Annotated in this window: 18 protein-coding genes; 4 read left to right on the forward strand and 14 right to left on the reverse strand. The window is 38.1% G+C overall.

The annotated features are described in order from the left end of the window. The 3 genes from ACFINI_RS02425 to cyoE form a co-directional block, all read right to left on the reverse strand. The gene (locus ACFINI_RS02425; RefSeq protein WP_375613022.1) at window positions 1–960 is read right to left on the reverse strand and encodes a homoserine kinase; all 960 of its coding nucleotides are present in this window, start codon (window positions 958–960) and stop codon (window positions 1–3) included. Then, window positions 960–2,015 carry a 4-hydroxy-3-methylbut-2-enyl diphosphate reductase gene (ispH, locus tag ACFINI_RS02430; protein ID WP_375611130.1) on the reverse strand — a complete coding sequence of 352 codons (1,056 nt, stop codon included), beginning with the start codon at window positions 2,013–2,015 and terminating at the stop codon, window positions 960–962. The genes ACFINI_RS02425 and ispH overlap by 1 nt, the downstream gene beginning before the upstream one ends. A 182-nt stretch (window positions 2,016–2,197) precedes the next feature. Continuing rightward, on the reverse strand, window positions 2,198–3,133 hold the full coding sequence (gene cyoE, locus ACFINI_RS02435) for a heme o synthase (protein ID WP_375613023.1): 936 nt from the start codon (window positions 3,131–3,133) through the stop codon (window positions 2,198–2,200). A 343-nt stretch (window positions 3,134–3,476) separates the two neighbouring features. On the opposite strand from cyoE, the gene ACFINI_RS02440 reads away from it, so the two are divergent. Next, window positions 3,477–4,016: an invasion associated locus B family protein gene (locus ACFINI_RS02440; protein WP_375628307.1), complete on the forward strand. Its 540-nt coding sequence runs from the start codon at window positions 3,477–3,479 to the stop codon at window positions 4,014–4,016. Between the two features lie 110 nt (window positions 4,017–4,126). Further along, window positions 4,127–5,551, forward strand: a complete 1,425-nt coding sequence (tldD, locus tag ACFINI_RS02445) for a metalloprotease TldD (RefSeq protein WP_375611127.1) — start codon at window positions 4,127–4,129, stop codon at window positions 5,549–5,551. A 558-nt stretch (window positions 5,552–6,109) separates the two neighbouring features. Here the strand turns inward: tldD and ACFINI_RS02450 are convergent. From ACFINI_RS02450 to ACFINI_RS02485, 8 genes are all read right to left on the reverse strand, one after another. Beyond that, window positions 6,110–7,363 (reverse strand): class I SAM-dependent RNA methyltransferase, encoded by a 1,254-nt coding sequence (locus ACFINI_RS02450; RefSeq protein ID WP_375638051.1) that lies wholly within the window; start codon window positions 7,361–7,363, stop codon window positions 6,110–6,112. Continuing rightward, entirely contained in the window at window positions 7,360–8,103 is a 744-nt protein-coding gene (locus tag ACFINI_RS02455; protein ID WP_375613026.1) for a TlyA family RNA methyltransferase, read from the reverse strand. Before ACFINI_RS02455 ends, ACFINI_RS02450 begins: the two co-directional genes overlap by 4 nt. 16 nt (window positions 8,104–8,119) lie before the next feature. After that, window positions 8,120–10,027: a 1-deoxy-D-xylulose-5-phosphate synthase gene (gene dxs / locus ACFINI_RS02460; RefSeq protein ID WP_375645526.1), complete on the reverse strand. Its 1,908-nt coding sequence runs from the start codon at window positions 10,025–10,027 to the stop codon at window positions 8,120–8,122. 241 nt (window positions 10,028–10,268) lie between these two features. Continuing rightward, a complete protein-coding gene (locus ACFINI_RS02465) occupies window positions 10,269–10,523 on the reverse strand; it encodes an exodeoxyribonuclease VII small subunit (RefSeq protein ID WP_375611123.1) in 255 nt (84 codons plus the stop codon). Between the two features lie 7 nt (window positions 10,524–10,530). Continuing rightward, entirely contained in the window at window positions 10,531–11,634 is a 1,104-nt protein-coding gene (gene ribB / locus ACFINI_RS02470; protein WP_375645527.1) for a 3,4-dihydroxy-2-butanone-4-phosphate synthase, read from the reverse strand. Window positions 11,635–11,649: 15 nt separating this feature from the next. Next, window positions 11,650–12,738, reverse strand: a complete 1,089-nt coding sequence (aroC, locus tag ACFINI_RS02475; RefSeq protein WP_375613029.1) for a chorismate synthase — start codon at window positions 12,736–12,738, stop codon at window positions 11,650–11,652. Between the two features lie 147 nt (window positions 12,739–12,885). After that, window positions 12,886–13,704 (reverse strand): enoyl-ACP reductase FabI, encoded by an 819-nt coding sequence (gene fabI / locus ACFINI_RS02480; RefSeq protein ID WP_273787904.1) that lies wholly within the window; start codon window positions 13,702–13,704, stop codon window positions 12,886–12,888. A gap of 127 nt (window positions 13,705–13,831) precedes the next feature. Beyond that, entirely contained in the window at window positions 13,832–14,737 is a 906-nt protein-coding gene (locus ACFINI_RS02485; RefSeq protein WP_375629524.1) for a DnaJ C-terminal domain-containing protein, read from the reverse strand. Window positions 14,738–15,062: 325 nt separating this feature from the next. On the opposite strand from ACFINI_RS02485, the gene pdxH reads away from it, so the two are divergent. After that, the gene (gene pdxH / locus ACFINI_RS02490; protein ID WP_375628318.1) at window positions 15,063–15,686 is read left to right on the forward strand and encodes a pyridoxamine 5'-phosphate oxidase; all 624 of its coding nucleotides are present in this window, start codon (window positions 15,063–15,065) and stop codon (window positions 15,684–15,686) included. A 232-nt stretch (window positions 15,687–15,918) separates the two neighbouring features. Here pdxH and ubiA read toward each other — a convergent pair whose 3' ends face one another. Next, window positions 15,919–16,923, reverse strand: a complete 1,005-nt coding sequence (ubiA, locus tag ACFINI_RS02495) for a 4-hydroxybenzoate octaprenyltransferase (protein WP_375645528.1) — start codon at window positions 16,921–16,923, stop codon at window positions 15,919–15,921. A gap of 90 nt (window positions 16,924–17,013) precedes the next feature. Between ubiA and purD the strand changes: the two genes are divergently transcribed. After that, window positions 17,014–18,288, forward strand: a complete 1,275-nt coding sequence (gene purD, locus ACFINI_RS02500) for a phosphoribosylamine--glycine ligase (protein WP_375645529.1) — start codon at window positions 17,014–17,016, stop codon at window positions 18,286–18,288. A gap of 1,084 nt (window positions 18,289–19,372) precedes the next feature. Here the strand turns inward: purD and ACFINI_RS02505 are convergent. Both ACFINI_RS02505 and ACFINI_RS02510 read right to left on the reverse strand, forming a co-directional pair. Beyond that, entirely contained in the window at window positions 19,373–19,900 is a 528-nt protein-coding gene (locus ACFINI_RS02505; RefSeq protein ID WP_375645530.1) for a DUF6101 family protein, read from the reverse strand. A gap of 144 nt (window positions 19,901–20,044) precedes the next feature. Continuing rightward, on the reverse strand, window positions 20,045–21,454 hold the full coding sequence (locus ACFINI_RS02510; protein WP_375645531.1) for an FAD-binding oxidoreductase: 1,410 nt from the start codon (window positions 21,452–21,454) through the stop codon (window positions 20,045–20,047). Window position 21,455 lies beyond the last annotated feature (1 nt).

Consider the following 21,455-nt stretch of genomic DNA (forward strand, 5'->3'; position numbering starts at 1 on the left):
TTAAAAACCTAATTCACTTAGCGAATTTACATTACTGAAAAAACAAAGCTTGTGCCAATACTCCCATGGATCTTTCTTAATAACAAAGCTATTAGGCGGTGTATTAAACCAATCATATAGACGTGTGAGTAAGAAACGTAGAGATGCACCACGAGCTAATAAGACCATCTTGTCCAATTCTAAAGGGATCAATGGTCTTATTTTTTGATAATTTTCCAATAACTTACGTGCTTTGGTAAGATTATAGGAATGATCAGGCTCAAAGCACCAAGCATTTAAACAGATCGCTAAATCATAAGCAAAAAAGTCATTACAAGCAAAATAGAAATCTATCATCCCAGAAAGACGATGATTCACAAAAAAAACGTTATCATTAAATAAATCTGCATGAATAATGCCTATTGGTAAATTACATGGCCAATTTTCCTGTAAAAAAGCCAATTCCAACTCAATTTTTTGTCCAAATTCTTTTAACAATGCATCTTCTTTGGTTTGACAACGTTGCCACAATACCTTCCAATCCATAACAGAAAGAGTATTTTTACGACTGAGTGTAAAATCCTGTCCTGCTAAATGTAATTGTGCTAACCCCGTCCCCACTTCGCCACAATGATCTATATTGGGCTGGCGGATCCACTCTCCTTCCAGAAAAGTAATAATAGCAGCAGGACGTCCTGCTAGTTCACAGATCATCATTCCATCATTTTGAATAACAGGTTGAGGACAAGGAATTCCACGCTGTCCTAAATGCTGCATCAAGCGACAAAAAAAAGGTAAATCATCTTTTGAAATACGCTTTTCATAAAGTGTTAAAATAAATCGCCCTTGTGTTGTCTCTAACATAAAATTAGAATTTTCAATCCCCTCTTCTATACCTTGATAAGACAAAAGTGATCCTATTGCATAACGTGTTAAAAACACTTTTAAATCATTTGGGTGAATATCTGTATAAACGGCCATTATTCTGCTTTCGTTGTAGACATGTCTGTATTCTGATTTTCATTTTTTGCATTATTTGCTTGACCATTAACGAAAGCCATATCTTGAGACGTTAAAATGACGTCGCGTAATTCGCGACTCACTAAAAATTTTTCCGTTTCTACCACTGTTTCAGCTAATTCTATTGTGACATCATAACGCTCACGAAATGCTGAAATAATTTCATCAATAATAATTTCAGGAGCCGAAGCCCCTGCTGAAAGACTGACTATAGAAAGAGATTTTAGGTTTTCAAAATTAATTTCATCAGCGCGCTGAACTAAAATAGCTTGCCGCGCACCAGACTTTTCGGCAACCTCTACTAAACGTCGTGAATTAGAAGAGTTTGGTGCTCCAACAATCAAAAACAAATCACTTCCCTTTGCCGCTGCTTTAACCGCATCTTGTCGATTCGTTGTAGCATAGCAAATTGATTCAGCCGCTGGTGCTGCTAATGTAGGAAAACGTTGTTGTAATATATCGATAATTCCTGCAGTATCTTCAACAGAAAGCGTTGTTTGTGTAACAAATCCTAATTTATCTGGATCATTGGGTTGATAATGCAAAGCATCTTCTATCGTTTCAATAAGCGTCACAACCCCTTCTTCAAGCTGTCCCATTGTCCCTATCACCTCAGGATGACCAGCATGACCAATCAATATAACATGACGACCATGACGTTGATGTCGTATCGCTTGTTTATGAACTTTCGAGACCAACGGACACGTTGCGTCGAGATAAAACAAATTATAGTATCGTGCTTCTTCTGAAACAGATTTTGGTACACCATGAGCAGAAAAAACAACTGGTTGATTGCGATGTTCTTCTGGAATCTCATTAAGTTCTTCGACAAAAACAGCACCCCGTTGCTGTAATCCCTCAACTACGTAGCGGTTGTGTACAATTTCATGACGAACATATACTGGAACACCATATTTTTTTAATGCAAGCAGAACAATCTGGATAGCACGATCAACCCCTGCACAAAATCCACGTGGACCACAAAGACGTATCGTTAAAGGGGGAAGTCCAGACATAAATCATCCTTAATCTCTATAGTTTTAGCTATATATTCAAACAACCTATTATTATACATGAATAAGCAATGTAAAAAAACGTGCAATATCATCTTTTGCATAAGAACACACTCTATCGTGTTTTCTTACAGCATTTTCTTGAAGAAAAGCTCTTTTAAAATTTGCTCTTTCATTTTACGCAACTAAAGAGCGATAAAATACCAAACAAGAGATTCAATCAAAAGAATTCCAAAGATAGCTGCCAAATAAAGTAACGAAAAGAAAAACGTTTTTTTGGCCATCAAAATAGTTTCATTATGTGTATCAGCTTTCCATAAACGATAGGCAAAATAAATAAAGATAATGCTTAAAATTGTTGAAAAAATACCATAAAAAATTCCGCCAAGACCAGTAAAGCAAGGAGCAGCAGCACACAATGCCATCAAAACAGTATAAAATAAAATCTGTTTTTTTGTTGAATGTTCACCTCGTACATTAGGCATCATAGGGATACCTGCAGCCTCATAATCAAGAGATGAAAATAAAGAAAGAGCCCAAAAGTGAGGGGGGGTCCACATAAAAATGATTAAAAATAATAAAAAGCTATCAATACTCACTGTCCCTGTTGTCACGGCCCATCCAATCATTGGTGGAAAAGCCCCAGAAGCACCACCAATAACAATATTTTGTGGTGTGATACGCTTTAACCAAATTGTATAGATAACGACATAAAAGAAAATCGTAAACGCAAGAAAAAATGCCGCAAACCAATTAATGAAGCTCCCCATAACCAATACCGAGAGCATAGAAAGAACCATGCCAAAAATAAATGCCTTTTGGGAGCTGATTTTACCCATGGGAATAGGACGCTTTTTAGTCCGTTCCATCACAGCATCAATGTCAGCATCATACCACATGTTCAGTGCTCCCGCACCACCGCCACCAGCAGCAATACATAAAATTGCTAAAAAACCATACCACGGATTGATAGGAACAGGCGATACAAGCAAACCAACCAGAGCCGTAAAGACCACAAGAGACATAACACGTGGCTTTAATAATGTGATGTAATCACCAATACCGGATTTTGGTGGCGTTGATTTACCATTCACAACCGATAACTCTTCTGAAACTGACATTCCACTCAAAGCCCTTTTCCATTTCTGTCATTCACAAACCCAATATTATCTGACAAATATTATCTAGCGTATGGAAATAACCCATTAAGACCAATCGTATTTTTGAGAAAATATGAAATATCTCTTTCGCACGTATCCCCTAAAAGTAAATGGAAATATTGGCAATAAAAATACATTTTTTCAATCAACGTTCTCTCCACATTACAAATGTATCATAAAAATATATCATATGAATTAATATATTTGGGTAAATACTGATTTTGTGTTATAGTTTTTTATAGGGAATTCATTTTTTATGTAAATCTATGCACGGTTGTGGGTGTTGAGTCGGATAGGATTTTCTGTGATACTTTATAAATTACTCAAAAAAACTTTTTTTATTGGTGCTGTTCTTTACACGCTTTATAGTAGTTTTATCAGTCATGCATTTGCACAAACACCCTATGCACAAGATGTCCCTGCTCCGCAAACCTATGGTGCATGGACAAAAGTGTGTTCTCTACCACCAGGTACACCTAACATACAGTGTGAAGTTGTACAAAACGTTCACACACAAGGGCGTCAAGATATTACCTTGCGCGTTACATTTTATAAACTTCCTCAAAAGCAAGGTGCTTTGATGCGTGTTTTTGTTCCGATTCGCGTTGAATTACGTCCTGGCGTTGGAATTAAAATTGACGATAAAAATATGGGCAGAATGGAATATCGTCGTTGTCTTGGTGATAATTGTGTTGCTGAAGCCTTTCTTAAAGAAGACATATTGCAGCTCTTTTTAAAAGGAAAAATGGCAACCTATTTTATCTTTACAACTCCGGAACAAGGGATTGGAGGTTTTGTTGACCTTCATGGTCTTGGCGACGCCTATGCAACCTTACCGACATGAATGAAATCAATACATTTTAAACAATCAAAATCTCATCGTATATTTTGAAAGATTCTTAAAATTAGATTGATAAAAATCTTCTGAGCCCCCATAAAAATAGGATAATTCTTATGAAATCGCTGATTGATCATTTTGATATTGCTTCCTCTAAAGTGCAATCACTTATACAGGAAACACTTCATCATGCTGATGATGGTGAGCTTTACCTTGAGTACACAGAAAGCGAAGCTCTTTTATTTGATAATGGACAGCTTAAAAACGGCTCATTTCATCAAGATATGGGATTTGGACTACGCGTTGTTGCTGGAGAGGCTACTGGATATGCTCACTCTAGTGAGTTATCAGCTGCTGCACTCAAACGTGCCAGTGAAGCTGCTAAAGCTGTTACCTATAATAATCATGCAGGGACTTATAGCATAGCACCTCAACAAACAAACAAAAGGCTTTATCAACCGCATAATCCCCTTGATGCTCCATCATTTGAAGAAAAAAGTGCTCTTTTGCAAAAAATTGATGCCTATTTACGTGCTAAAAATGATAAATTGCATCAGGTGACTGTTTCTCTTTCCGGCTCGCTACAACATGTTGAAATTTTACGTGCAGATGGTTATTTGGTTCGTGATATTCGTCCCCTTGTGCGACTTTCTATATCTGTGGTCGCAGCTGAAGGCAATCGTCGTGAAAATGGTTTTTATGGATGTGGAGGGAGACAAGCATTTAACCAATTTATTCATGAAGACAATTGGAAAAAAGCCGCGGATGAAGCCTTACGTATGGCTTTAACAAATTTAGAAGCAGAAGCAGCACCTGCTGGATCTTTTGATGTTGTCTTAGCTAACGGATGGCCTGGTGTTATGCTCCATGAAGCCGTAGGTCATGGTTTAGAAGGTGACTTTAACCGTAAAAAAACATCGGCTTTTGCTGGACTTTTAGGACAACAAGTTGCAGCAAAAGGTGTTACAGTTGTTGATGATGGAACAATTCCACAATGCCGTGGCTCTCTCACTGTCGATGATGAGGGGACCCCTTCAGGATATAACGTTCTCATTGAAGATGGAAAACTCGTTGGTTTTATGCAAGACAGACTTAATGCACGGCTTATGGGAGGTAAATCAACTGGAAATGGACGGCGTGAATCTTATGCTTATGCACCAATGCCACGAATGACCAATACAATCATGCTAGGAGGAGATAAAACACCTGAAGAAATCCTTTCTTCACTTAAAAGTGGTATCTATGCTGTTTCATTTGGTGGAGGACAAGTTGATATTACTTCCGGAAAATTCGTCTTTGAATGTACTGAAGCATACCGAGTAGAAAATGGCAAAATTTGTGCACCAATCAAAGGTGCAACTCTTATTGGAAATGGACCGGATGCTATGAAACGTATCACAATGATTGGTAATGATAGTAAACTAGATAATGGTATTGGTATGTGCGGAAAAGCAGGGCAAAATGTCCCTGTTGGTGTTGGTCAACCTCATCTTCGAATCAATAATATGACAATCGGTGGAACTGCGCTTATAGAGGAATAAGCTTGCTCATTCCTTCCCAGTATTGCCTCCTTCTCGTCTATTATGACCATTTTGTGAGGGGGAGATTACAATGAATTGATTTATAAAGATAATCTAGCGTTATTCATATTGTATTAGAACCTTGAATACCGCAAGATTCTCTCATTTTAAATCTGTGTCTGTTGGATCAATCAAAATCATTCGTTTATACGTTACAGGCGGGGAGAGTTATATGGATAAAAACTGTACAAGAAAAGACTAAAGATTCCTCTTATGGGCCGTCTCAAGTACCAAGAGTTTTAAGAAACATTAGGGGATGGCAAATATAACGACGGCACAGGCTTATTCAGACACATCTTTTTCGTAAGATATTAGTCTTTTGTGTGGTTTTTTTGTGTGGGGTAACTTGTCTTTTATATTTCATAATAAAAAAGCTTAAAAGAAAAAAGCACTTTCTACATTCAGTGCTCTTAGCTCAACGAGAAAAAGGTTATTATTATAGATAAATTTTGGAGAAATTTTATAATAATACACAGGTCAACTTTTAAAAAATCTTCATAGTATTAAAAAACTTTCAGGCTAAAGTTTCCAACCTTTCTTTTTTTTCTTTTTGCTCAAAACAGCAACAACTTCGACATGTGGTGACCATAAAAATTGATCAATCGGTATGATTTTTTCTACTGTATACCCCCCTGCAACAAGAAGAGATAAATCACGAGCAAATGTAGTAGGATTACAAGAAATTGCCACAACACGTGATACTGTTGTCTTCGCTAATTCACGTACTTGTTGCTCTGCACCAGCACGGGGAGGATCAAAAACAACACTCTCAAAACATTCAAGTTCCTTTACAGAAAGGGGATGTCGGAAAAGATCACGTTTTTCACAAGTGACCGTTTTTAAACCAGTCGCAAAACGTGCTGCTGTATTTAGATTTCTTAATGCATCTTCATTATTTTCTACTGCATGAACATTCATCTTTTTTGCCATACGCAAGGTAAATGTTCCTACCCCTGAAAACAAATCAACAGCATTCTTTGCTTTTTTTAAATGAGTCAAAATAATATTGCCCATTATATTTTCAGCTTCACAAGTTGCTTGCAGAAAACCACCAGAAGGAAATTCAACACGGACATCTCCAAAGTAAATCTCTGGTTTTTCTCGTTCAACCAAAACTTCACCGTCAACAGATAAACGTATAATCCCATATGAAAGAGCAGCACTGATCATTCTCTGACGAAGTGATTCATGGTGTATAATGCAACCGCTTAAAGCAACATCTAAACCATTTTCAACACATGTTATCGTAACATGAAACCGTTTGGCAGAGCTCTTTAGAAAAGCACAGAGCTCTCTGATATTATGCAACTGAGAAATAAGCTCTGGACGGCTTACTGGGCATTCCTCAAGAGCTACAATCTCATGAGAGAGATAACGGTTAAAACCAACTTTTTGCCCCTGTGGGGTCATGGATGCTGTTAGAGTAATCCGCCGTCGGCTATAAGGTTTACATTCTATTAAAGGCGCAACAACATTATTAAGTCCATACTTTTTAAGCGCCTCAACAACCAATTGTTGTTTCCATACGCGATAAGCATCCATATGCCAATGCTGAAGAGTACACCCTCCACATTCTCCAAAATGCTGACAAAGAGTATCAATGCGTTCTGATGATTTTTCTTTTAATGTTATATATGTTGCATATTTTCCATGAACAGTAATTTCAGCACACTCTCCTGGTAAAGTAAAAGGAACAGAAACGAAGCCGTGAGACGTCTTAGCAATACCATAACCATTTGCTCCGATATGATCGATTATGACATTGTCATTCACTCTTGTTTTTCTCCGAATAGTAAATATTCCACGTTGCCATCACCACCTGTAATAGGGGAAGAAATTAAACCTTTTGCACTCCACCCTGTTTGTGTATTTAACCAAACAAAAAGCGCCTCAGCAGTTTCTTTAGCACTTGATGGACTTAATATTCCTCCCTTACTAAAGTGTTTACGACCAACCTCAAACTGAGGCTTTACCAGTAAAACAGCTTGGGCACCCTTCTTGGCTAAAGACAACACGGGAGGCAACGCAAGTTTGAGCGAAATAAAGCTAACATCTGAAACGATAAGATCAATTTCTCGCCCACCTAAATGTTCCTGTTTAAAATCTCTGACATTCAAGCCTTCTAATAACGTTATAGCACTGTTGCCCAATAAACGTTTATCAAATTGATGATGCCCAACATCAACGGCAATGACATGATCTGCTCCACGCTCTAAGAGAACTTGCGTAAAACCACCTGTTGATGCACCAACATCAATGGCTGTCACTTTGTCCGTTACAATTGGAAATGCATCAAGTGCAGCAATCAATTTTAACGCTGCCCGAGAAACATAATTCTGCGCTGGATCACAAACGGTAATCTCTGCATCATCAAAAACGATTTGCCCAGCTTTAAAAACGATTTCTCCGTTAACTTTAACAGTTTGGCGCATAATTGCATCACGTGCGCGTGAACGTGTCGTAAAAAAGTTTTTTTCAACTAAAAAAATATCGAGTCTTTTTCTGGAAGCCATCTCATACTCGAATTTTCTATCCTGTTCGAATCTCGCGTCCCAAAACAGCAAAAACCGTGTTTAAAATACCCATAGCGTCAAGTCCGACACGTGAAAGAACTTTTTCTGGTGAACCATGATTCAAATATTCATCAGGAAATTTTAGTGTACGAACTTTCAAACCATGCTCTAAGAGCCCTTCTTGCGCTAAAAATTGTAATATGTGCGCTCCAAATCCACCGATTGCCCCTTCTTCAATTGTCACCAATACCTCATGCTCACGTGCCAAACGACGCATCAAATCTTTATCTAAAGGTTTTGCAAACCGTGCATCTGCAACCGTTGTAGACAATTCTTCAGCCTCCAACGCATCAGCAGCTTGCAACACTTCTGACATCCGCGTTCCAAAACAAACCAAAGCGATTCTATTTCCTTCACGCAGAACGCGCCCTTTTCCAATTTCTAATAACTCACCACGTTGCGGTAAATCTATACCAATCCCCTCACCACGCGGATAACGAAAAGAAATTGGTCCCTGATCATAAGCTGCAGCTGTACGCACCATATGCATCAGTTCAAGCTCATCAGAAGGTGCCATAACAACAAACTCAGGAAGAGTGGCCAAAAAAACAATATCAAAACTTCCAGCATGTGTTGCACCATCTGCCCCCACAAAACCTGCTCGGTCAATAGCAAAACGTACCGGTAATTTTTGAATTGATACATCATGAATAATTTGATCATAAGCACGCTGTAAAAAAGTAGAATAAATTGCAACAAAAGGCTTATACCCTTCACAAGCAAGTCCTGCCGCAAAAGTTACGGCATGTTGCTCAGCGATACCAACATCAAACATTTTTTCAGGAAATTTTTTCGCAAAAGAATCAAGGCCTGTCCCTGTTGGCATCGCTGCTGTTATGCCAACAATCTTATCATCATGGCGAGCTTCTTCTATTAAAGCTTTAGAAAATACCTTGGTATAGGGTAGAATATTACTTGATGCTTTTACCTGTTTTCCTGTCGTAACATCAAAACGATTAACACCATGATATTTATCAGACGAGGCCTCTGCAGGTGGATATCCCTTTCCCTTATGGGTTACAACATGCACCAAAACAGGACCATTAGGATATTCACGAACATTTTTAAAAACAGGCAATAAATGCCCCAAATTGTGCCCATCTATGGGGCCAACATAATAAAAGCCAAGCTCATCAAATAAAGTTCCCCCAACCAAAAGGCCACGCGCAAATTCCTCTGAACGACGAGCTTTATCCAAAAAAAACTTTGGCAATTTTTCGCTCAACATCTTTACGCGTTCACGCAAATGACGATAAGAAGGACGAGACACTAATCGTGCAAGATGTGCACTCATAGCACCTGTAGGTGGTGCTATAGACATATCGTTATCATTAAGAACAACAATCAAGCGTGCATTCAAAGCACCAGCGTTGTTCATTGCTTCATAAGCCATGCCCGCAGACATTGCACCATCACCAATGACAGTTATGATATTGCGTCTTGTCTCTGCTTTCAAAGCACTTGCCACTGCCATACCAAGCCCCGCTGAAATAGAAGTAGACGAATGCCCCGCCCCAAATGGATCATACACACTTTCTGAACGTTTTGTAAAACCAGATAATCCGCCCTCTTGACGTAATGTGCGAATTTTTTCTCTACGCCCCGTTAAAATCTTGTGTGGATAGGTTTGATGACCAACATCCCAAATAATCCTATCCTCTGGTGTATCAAAAATATAATGTAATGCAACAGTGAGCTCAACAACACCAAGTCCCGCCCCAAGATGACCACCTGTTACAGAAACCGCATCAATTGTTGCGGTCCGCAACTCATCAGCCAACTGTACCAAATCAGACTCAGGTAATGCCCGCAAATCTTGCGGAAAACAAACACGGTCAAGCAATGGTGTTAAGACCTGAGACAAAAAAAAACCTTTCTATTATCTTAACTCAAGAAAACACAATGATAAAAATATATCTTCTCTACTCTTTTATTTACAGTTTTGCATCTTTTTTACTGAAAAATGCTCTTTTCTATTTGAGATGAGCTATAATTTCCTCATTTTTAACTTATTTTATAAAAAAGAAATCAATAAAACTTTCTGTTTATAAACTAAGGTTATTGCTTCTCTTAAGTCCCACAATAAATATCCAAAAAGATTTAAATTATTTAGCATCAAGTGGTTCCACTCCTTCTGGAAAACCTTCTTCTGAAAGCTGGATTTTTTCAACTTTAGCTTCAGCAACTCTTAAGAGTTTTTCACAATGCTTTTTAAGCGCTTCACCGCGTTCATAAATATCAATGGATTGTTCCAAAGGCACATCGCCACGTTCCAAATTTTCGACAATAACTTCAAGTTGCTTAAGCGCTTGCTCAAAGCTTAAGGTCGTAATATCCCCCTCTTGTATCTCTTTTTTCATATGAACCTCAAAAAATATCTGTTCTGGATATACGAACTCCAAAACCTTCCAAACCTACATAATGATGCTCTTTAGAAGCATAAACAATAACAGAGCCTATCCCTAAATATTTTAAAATTTGTGATCCTAAACCAATTTTGCGCCATTCTTCTTCGCGTTCAATCGCCTGCACATGGTTTTCTGAACTGTTTCTTGTCATGTTTTGAATACCAACAGTTGATTGTATAACAGATCCTTCACGCAAATAAATAAATACGCCACGTTTTTCTTTTTCCATCATACGCCGCATCATCACCATAATATCTGAAGTTTGACAAAAAACGTCACTTATAATGTTTTCATGATGTAAATGCACAGGAATATTCTCACCCTCACGGACATCACCAAAAACAATTGCAATATGCTGAACGACTTCCCAAGGGAGTTGATAACTTTGAACAATAGCGGGACCTACGAATGTTTCAATAGGCATTTCTCCAACATGCTTGATCAATATTTCCTTACGTTGGCGGTAAGCAATTAAATCTGCAACCGTTATAATATGCAACCGATGTTCTTGCGCAAATTTCATAATCTGATCGCCATGTTTAACGCTTCCATCATCATTAACTAACTCACCGATAACACCAACCGGCGGCAAATTAGCTAATTTACATAAATCAACAGCGGCCTCCGTGTGACCTGAACGCATGAGCACTCCCCCTTCATGCGCAATTAAAGGAAAAACATGCCCTGGACGAACAAAATCATCCGCACTTGCATTTGAATTCGCAAGATTACGTACAGCTAATGTACGGTCATGTGCTGAGATCCCTGTTGTTATGCCGTGTTTAAAATCAACAGTAACCGTAAATTGCGTCCCATGTGCAGAGTTATTATCTGGTACCATAGGAGAAAGATTAAACCGTTTTGCTTCTTTTTTTGGCATAGGTGTGCACACAATACCTGTTGTGTGACGAAGAATAAACGCCATCTTTTCTTCTGTACAATGCGCTGCAGCAACAGTTAAATCACCCTCATTTTCACGGTCATCATCATCTGTCACCACAACAATTTCACCGCGTTCAAAAGCTTTAAGTGCAAAAACAATTTTTTTTTCATCATACGCCATTGTTCACCTTTTCAATCACCCAACTTGACCGCGATGTCTTAGATAATGGTCAGCAATAGCACAAGCAACCATCGCTTCACCAACAGGAACGGCACGAATCCCAACACATGGATCATGACGTCCCTTTGTTATAACGTCTATATCATGACCATCAACATCAATGGAACGACGAGGTGTTAAAATTGATGAAGTAGGCTTTACAGCAAAACGCGCAACAATTGGCTGTCCACTCGATATTCCCCCTAAAATACCTCCCGCATGATTTGATAAAAAAAGCGGTTTTCCATCATTTCCCATTCGCATTTCATCCGCATTTTCTTCTCCCCTCAAGCGGGCTGCCGCAAAACCATCACCAATTTCCACACCTTTTACCGCATTAATCGACATAAGTAACGAGGCAATATCTTGATCAAGCTTTGCGTAAATAGGGGCTCCTAAACCTGCCGGAACATTTTCTGCAACGATCTCAACAACCGCACCAACAGATGTCCCCTCTTTACGGAGTTTACTGATATAGTCACTAAAAATTTGAACCATCTCTGCATCAGCTGTAAAAAAAGGATTATTATCGACCTCTGACCAATCCCAACGATCACGATTAATATTATGAGGACCAATTGCTATCACTGCTCCTCGTACAATCAAACCAGGAACGATTTTACGAGCAAATGCACCTGCTGCAACACGTGCTGCCGTCTCCCGTGCCGAAGCACGTCCCCCGCCTCGAAAATCACGAATGCCATATTTAATATCATAAGTATAATCCGCATGTCCTGGACGATACTGATGAGCAATTGCTCCATAATCTTGAGAGCGTTGATCTGTGTTTCGAATCAACAGAGAAATTGGTGTACCTGTTGTCACCAATGTCGTTCCATCGTCTTGAACAACAACTCCTGAAAGGACCTCTACTTCATCTGGTTCTCGGCGCTGCGTTGTGTATTTTGATTGTCCTGGCTTGCGTTTATCAAGATAAGCTTGAACTTCTGCAAGAGTAAAAATAATTCCAGGTGGACAACCATCAATGACACAACCAAGAGCAGCACCATGACTTTCACCCCATGTTGTTACACGAAACAAATGACCAAATGTATTATGCGACATGAAAAAAGATCCATTTCTCTGTCAAATATATACAACGATAACGTATGTTGTGTGCTATACCAAAACAGCTCTTTTCTCCCAAATACTCTTGGACACCTTAAATTTGGTCAAATTACTGCTGTCTAATAAAATCTTATAAACCAAACTTTATTCTTTAACGACAGAAATGTCTGGTGCATCAACTGCTTTCATACCTATGATATTATAACCCGAATCGACATGATGGACTTCACCGGTAACAGAACGAGACAAATCTGAAAGAAAATAAAGCGCAGAATCACCAACCTCTTCAATTGTTACCGTACGACGTAATGGAGCATTATATTCATTCCATTTTAAAATATAACGAAAATCACCAATACCAGAAGCCGCTAACGTTTTAATTGGTCCAGCAGATATAGCATTAACACGAATATTTTGGGGACCTAAATCTACCGCTAAATATTTCACGCTCGCTTCAAGAGCGGCTTTGGCAACCCCCATTACATTATAATTGGGAACAACCTTTTCTGCACCATAATAGGTTAGTGTCAAGATTGAACCACCATCTGGCATCAATTTTTCTGCACGCTTCGTTAGAGCTGTTAGGGAATAAACGGAAATATTCATGGTCATCATAAAATTTGATTCGCTGATATCAATATAACGACCACTTAATTCATCTTTATCAGAAAAACCAATAGCATGAACTAAAAAATCAAGTTTTCCCCATTTCTTCTCTATTTCTCTAAAGACCGTATCAATAGAGACACTGTCAGAAACATCACAATGTCCACAAACAAATCCCTTTAATTCTTCAGCCAAAGGCTCGACACGCTTTTTCATTGCTTCACCCTGATAGGTAAAAGCAAGCTCTGCCCCTGCGCTACTTGCCGCTTTAGCGATTCCCCAAGCGATGGAGCGATTATTGGCCAACCCCAAAATTAAACCACGCTTACCGTACAATAAACCATTACCCTTAGCCATCAGCACTGCCCCATTGTTACTTAAAATTAGTATTATTCACCTGCCTATGACACAGGTCAACTTTTTCTTCAAGCAATTGGTTTAAAATCAAACAAAAACTACGCTTTTATATATAAAATTTTTAAAATTAATCTTGTTGCATTTGCAAAAACTGTTCTAGTGCGGCGGCATTTTCATCTCCCGGCAACATAATGCGAACATGCACATAAAGATCATCTCTTGTACCATTTTTTAAACGAAGCCCTTTCCCTTTCAACCGTAAAACGCGATCAGAACTTGACCACGCAGGAATCGTTAAAACCACACGCCCCTCCAACGTCTCAACTTCTTCTTTTGCTCCCAAAACAGCATGTTTAAGAGAAACTGGTAAATCAAGATGGAGTGCTCTTCCTTCAACCCGAAAATGAGGATGTTTTTGAATCTGAATGGTTATTAACGCATCTCCTGCTTGCCCGTGAGGTACCTCTTCTCCCTGACCTTTTAAACGAATAGTCTGTCCGTCTTCAATATAATCTGGCAGTTTAATTTTTAACTTTTTTCCATTTGGAAAAACAGCTTCCACCTTTTCTGCGCCAACCATCTGCTCTAATGTTATGGCAAGATTAGCACGAACATGTGCTCCTTGTTGGTGACGGTTATAGTGTGTGGAATTCGAAAAGCTACCACCTCCTCCAAACAGATCCCGAAAAATATCACTCGCATCAAAACTTGCACCACCTGAAGAGGAAAAATCAAATCCCTTTGCTCTTCCTGAAAAGGGATTTTGTTTATTGCTAAAATTTTCACCAGCACCATAGGCTTGATAAAGCGGTTTTCCTTCCATATCAATTTCACCGCGGTCAAATTGTGCCTTTTTATCTTTATCACCTATAATTTCATAGGCTTGATTAATTTCAGCAAATTTCTCTTTAGCCTTTGTATCATCTTTATTATGGTCTGGATGATATTTCTTCGCTAATCTTCTAAATGCCGATTTAATCTCTTGCGATTTTGCGGTACGTGCCACACCCAGAATCGTGTAGGGATCACGCATATTGCCCTCTTTTCAATTTCTTCGTTTTCAAAATATCAACTGATACGTTGTTCAATATCCCTTATAGCTTCATCAGTCTATTCTAAAGAATAATTTCTTCTTTTCTCTTTATATGTCTATCAATAAACTAAAATACCAGATAAAATGAGATATTTATTTAATATAGCTCCTTGTAGTCTATGCTAAAGTAAAAATAATTAAATTACCATAGAAATACACGATAGCATTGGCTTTTTGAAAATAAGAAAAAATGGTACTGTGACTTCTTGATGATAAAGTAAATGAGAAAATGCCTCACCCATGCTCACTGATATTTGGAGAAACTATGAGCAAAAAAATACCAACAGATGATCATTTTATGCAAATGCAAAAACCTTTTGAACTTTTCGCAAAGTGGCTTGAAGAGGCAACGATAAGTGAAATAAATGATCCGAATGCTATGGCATTAGCAACAGTTGACGAAACAGGACTCCCTAATGTTCGTATGGTTCTCCTCAAAGACTACAGTCCCCAAGGCTTTGTCTTCTATACCAATTATGAAAGCTGTAAAGGACAAGAAATTTTAAAATCAATGAAAGCATCCTTAGGTTTTCATTGGAAATCACTCCGTCGTCAAGTCAGAATTAGAGGAATCGTTGAAAAAGTAAGTCAACAGGAAGCCGATGCCTATTTCCAATCGCGACCACGTGGTAGTCGAATTGGTGCATGGGCCTCTAAACAATCTCAACCTTTAGACAATCGTTTTGTGCTCGAAAAAGCAATTGCTCAATATACTGCGCGTTATGCTCTAGGCAATATTCCACGACCACCTTATTGGTCTGGGTTTCGTGTTAAACCCCTTTCTATAGAGTTCTGGTGCGATCGCCCATTTCGTTTACATGATCGTCTGCTTTTTACACGGGATTGTGTTGAACACAGCGATTGGAAAAGACAAAAACTTTATCCCTAATCCTTCAAACTTCATCGTTATGAAGATTTTTTCTTCGCAACAATTAAACAAATATTTTTTATTCGAAAAATTCTAAAAGAAGATGATTTATTTAAATAGAAGAATTTTATTTTCACTGTAAAGGTTAATTGGTGATATTTTCTACTGTATTGCTTAAAAATAGATTAGCAACAAGCTTATTAAAAAAAACATACTGTATTCAGTAGAAACTATGATTTTAGCTAACTTATTTTTAGACCGCAGAATAAAATATCATCCATATACCCCCACATACTAAACCAGCAAAAATCACAAAACCAATAAGCGAATTAGATTTGAAAAGCCTGAGGCATTGTGAACTATCATCTATATCAATGACTTTAATTTGAATAAACATATGGATGCTTGCCACAAAAATCCCAAAAAAACTAAGAACAGGAACTCCAGCTAAATAAAATGCTAGACTAACGAACATCACAAAACCACCATACAAAAATACTAAAGCACGCTTGGTTGCTTTACCAAAAAGAAGAGCCGTAGAACGGACACCAACAGTAATGTCATCTTCTTTATCTTGATGTGCGTAGATTGTGTCGTATCCTATGGTCCACAAAATTGATCCCACATAAAGCAAGATTGGTGCCCAGCTTAAACTTCCAAAGACAACAGCCCACCCCATTAATGCCCCCCAATTAAATGCAACGCCTAAAAAAAACTGCGGCCAATATGTTACGCGTTTCATAAAAGGATAAAATGCAACAGCTATCAATGACGAAATACCTAGAAAAAAACTAAACCTATTAAATTGTGATAAAACGACTAAACCAACAAAACATTGCACAAGGATAAAAACTCTCGCTTGAAACCGACTCACATGACCTGTTGGCAATGGACGAGAACGTGTCCTTTCTACCTGAGCATCAATTTTATGGTCAATAAGATCATTCCAAGTACATCCTGCCCCTCGCATAGCAATAGACCCCAGAAAAAAAAGAAAAAGATACCAAACCCAATGAAGAAACATTGATAAAAGAGTATCGTAATGCATGTTATAAGAGAAAAAAGCCATTGTTGTTGACCAAAAACAAGGCCACATCAACAATTGCCAACCGATAGGCCGATCCCAACGCGCCAATTGCGCATAAAACCATAAAGAACGGGGAAGGAAGCTGTAGACCCATTGTTTGGAAGATGCATCCATAACCCGTCCTTGGCTATCATAGGACTGAACATGCGCGATATTTTTATTTTTTTTCATCAAATGATTTACCTTTGGTCTTGCGATAGAGACATTTCATTCTTATGAGAAGGGGATGAGATTAATTATCTTTTATGAGAGGAGCAAGCAATGAATATTCTTCTTATTGGCTCAGGTGGACGAGAACATGCTTTAGCATGGAAAATAGCAGCATCACCACTGCTAACAAAGTTATATTGTGCTCCTGGAAATCCTGCAACAACAGAATTTGGTGAAAATATTAATTTGAACATTGATGACCATCCCCTTGTTATTGATTTTTGTAAAGCACATTCTATTGATCTTGTAATTGTAGGACCAGAAGCACCCTTGGTGGCGGGTATAACAGACTCTCTTAATAGCGCTAACATCTGTGTATTTGGTCCTACTCAAAAAGCTGCTCAACTAGAAGGTTCAAAAGCCTTTACAAAAGATTTATGTCGGAAGAATAACATTCCTACAGGAAGTTACCAATGCTTTAATGATGCCTCTAAAGCTAAAGCTTACATTCAGCAACAAGGTGTTCCCATTGTTATTAAAGCTGATGGCTTAGCAGCTGGCAAAGGTGTCGTGGTTGCAACAACTATGGAAGAAGCGTTTAACGCAGTTGATGCCTGCTTCAAAAGTACATTTGGAGATGCAGGAAACAAAATTGTTGTAGAATCTTTTCTTGAAGGTGAAGAAGCAAGCTTCTTCTGCCTTTGTGATGGTAAAGTTGCTCTTCCTTTTGGATCTGCTCAAGATCATAAACGTGTAGGTGATGGGGATACTGGAGCAAACACCGGTGGTATGGGTGCTTATTCACCAGCGCCCATCATGACCCAAGAAATAGTGAATCGTACTCTCAAAGAAATTGTTGAACCAGCTTTAAAAAGCATGAAAGAAATGGGCGCCCCCTTTAAAGGTATTCTCTTCGTCGGATTAATGATAACACAAAAAGGACCCGAATTAATTGAATTTAACGTACGATTCGGTGATCCTGAATGTCAAGTTTTAATGATGCGCCTCAAAGATGATATTTTGCCAATTTTTCTTGCTGCAGCTCAAGGAAAACTTGAAAATAAGCCTCTTCGGTGGTCTGAAAAAACAGCTCTCACCGTTGTTATGGCTGCTAATGGTTATCCAGACTCCCCCCAAAAAGGTACTGTTATCCGTAATGTTGATCAAGTAAACACTCTTCCCGATGTGAAAGTTTTTCAAGCTGGTACAGTGTTGCGTGATGGAGAACTCATTGCAAATGGTGGACGTGTACTCAATATAACTGCAACAGGAAAAACGATTACGCATGCACAAAAACGTGCTTATGAAGCTGTTGATTTTATTGATTGGCCAGAAGGTTTTGTTCGTCGAGATATCGGATGGAGAGCCGTTGCGCGAGAAAATTAAATCCTTTGAATATTCTTTTTTTACGATTTTCTTATTTTATATAAGAGCATGACACACAAATTTTCTCACTGTTTTACGTTGGCCATAATTTTGAAAAAATAAGTGTGCTTTCCTTTGAACAATCAAATATTGTAAATAGGATATCTACTCATGATAAAATAGGAAAATTTTCTGAATCTGAAGATGTAATATAAAATAATCATTTTACTGTTGTCTTTACTTTAAACGCATTTTCTCATCATTTTTATAAACACTTTCTTTCTTATAAAATCCTGAGGAAAAACGTATATACTATCATTTCTTTTATTTATCGCGTTTTTAGTGAAATTCCGCTTTTACGAAAAATAAAATGCCCAAAAAAGATAGTTATGTTATTCACATACAAATTCTTAAACAATATCTCTCATGCTTATCATTCCCATTTTACGACACTACCTGCAAATAGTATAAATCCATTCTGCCAGCTTTCTGGAATAAAAATAAAAACCTATACCATCATTGTATTTTCCAATTCTCAATATTACGATAACCCTTTCTATCTAAATGATTTTGATTATAAAAGAGAGATGAAATAAGAATATTCTGAAATATTCAAAGCTTTCATTCAACATGGAGAAATGATTTATAAAAAAAATTCAAAAACACTTCCAGTAATCTTCTGGTGTTTTTAATAATGTGGCAAACACCCAAAATTATACCGCAAAAAAACAGTTTCTATTGTTATGAAAACCGTTTTTACCTCTCTGAAAAAAGCGTTCTACATCATCGATTCCTGCTGCCAATGTATGGTGTCAAAAAACTCTCATTTACAATCATTGACTTTCTCTTTGTTTTCAAGAACCAAAAGTCACACCAAATCCCGTCTGTAAAGGTCTGAATTCTCATTAAGCGGGTTCCTCTTGCTTCCCACTCATATGCTGCACTTACACAAAGACCTACAAGCAAACTTAGAATATTCGCCATATCTTCTAAAAACACTTCATGTGTGAAGTTTACATGCCTTATGTTACCTCCCCAAACAACGATGTTTTACAGCACAACAAGATAAATGCTGACGGTCGTACAAAAATGAATGCATATTAATTTACTGGAGTGCAATTCGATTCGCAATCACCAAACGCAAGCCTAACGGATTGCTATAACGAAGTAAAAAATGCTTTTGTTTAGAATGTGCTGTTGTACCAAAAAATCGATGTAAATCAGAACGATCTTTTACAACCAGAATGCGATTATCTTCATTGATCATAAGCATGGGAAGGCCATAAGTATCCGCCCATAACCGCCAATCCAGAAGAACATTATTCAAATCTCTGGAAACCAAAAGCGGTACACAAGCTTCCTCATCGGCATGAAGTAATTCTAATGCAACAGCTCTTTCTCCTGAACGCGTTTTTACGGTACGTGCTGCAATTCCTTGAAAATGATAAGGGGGTATTAAATGCGATAAGCTTGAAGGCATATCCGTTTTAAAAGAAACACCACGCTCATTTAACGAACAAATAACCTGATTACCCGTTTTGGATGAAAAATATGTCGTCGTTTGTGGCAAATGGCACGGATCTAACCGAAATTCAAGCACCGCTTTTGCCTGATTAAAGCATTGATTAGCCATATACATTATCCCAATTTATCTTAAATAACATACACCCTTTAGCAGCTTTTTCTCATTGGATTATTAAAAGTTTGAATAAAAAACAACTGGTTTCTTTTTTGGTTATTAAAATCTAAACAAAAATGCATGATCACCATTCTTGAATTATAATACTTTTCTAGGATTCATTATCCCTAAAGGATCGAGTGTTTTTTTAATCCCTTGCATAATATCCAATGCGACAGGCGATTTAAAAGAACGAAGTTCTTCGCGCTTAAGCTGACCAATTCCATGCTCAGCAGAAAATGCACCTCTATAGTCCACCACTAAACTATGAATGCGATGATTCATTGTTGACCATAACTGCAAAAACACTGTCGTATCAGCTCCTACAGGTTGTGTAATATTATAATGTAAATTTCCATCGCCCATGTGTCCAAAACAAATCACCCGTGCTCCTGGAGCAATATCTTCAACAATAAGCGCTGCCTCAGCAATAAAATCAGGAATAGAAGCAAGTGGGATTGCAATATCATGCTTAATGGACCCTCCTGCTAACTTTTGTGCTGATGATATACTTTCTCGTAATTGCCAAAAAAAATCTTGCTGTTTTAAAGATTGCGCAACAACTGCATCTTCTATCACCGCATTCTTTAAAGCTTCTTCTAAAATAGTACTCAATACCGATAACGCCTCATCATTGCCTTGCAACGATGAAATGTTCATTAATACATACCATTCATGTTTCCGCTGAAGAGGAGGTTTCTCACACATCTTATAATCTAAAGCCATTTGCAAACTGAGATTTCCCATGAGCTCAAAACCTGTCAACATCCCTCCTCCATATTCTTGAGCCAGAGATAAAAACTCTAAAGCCTTCGCCGGACTATATAATCCCACCAAAGCAACAGCTTTTCCTTTTATTTTTGGAAACATCTTCAAAACGGCTGCGGTTATAACTCCCAATGTGCCTTCTGCACCAATAAAAAGATCTTTTAAATCGTAACCGCTATTGTCTTTTTTAACAAAACGCAAATCATCTAAAATACGCCCATCCGGTAAAACAACTTCTAAACCAAGACAAAGATCACGCATATTGCCATAAGCTAAAACAGCTGTCCCTCCAGCATTCGACGAAAGATTGCCTCCTACTTGGCAAGAACCTTCAGATGCCAAAGAAAGAGGGAAAAAACGACCTGATTCATCCACTTTTTTCTGTAAATCCTGTAAAATAACACCAGCCTCTACAACAACAAAATTTCCCTCAAGATTTATAGCTCTAATCTTATTTAATCGCTCCATGGATAAAAGAACGCTCCCTCCTCCTTCATCTGGTTGTTGTCCCCCCACAAGCCCTGTATTTCCACCCTGTGGCACAATCGGTGTGCGCGTTTTGCTCGCTAACTGCATAATCGATGAGACCTCTGCGCAAGAAGATGGACGTAAAAGTAAAGGTGTTTTTCCATGAAAAAGCCCACGCTCTTCAAGCAAATACGGTGCAATCAAAGCTTGATCCGTTATAGCATGCTTAGCACCAACAATTTCCCTAAACCCTTCAATTAATTCCTGCTCCATG

The sequence above is a fragment of the Bartonella sp. AA56HLJMS genome (assembly GCF_042197145.1).
Lineage (GTDB): Bacteria > Pseudomonadota > Alphaproteobacteria > Rhizobiales > Rhizobiaceae > Bartonella.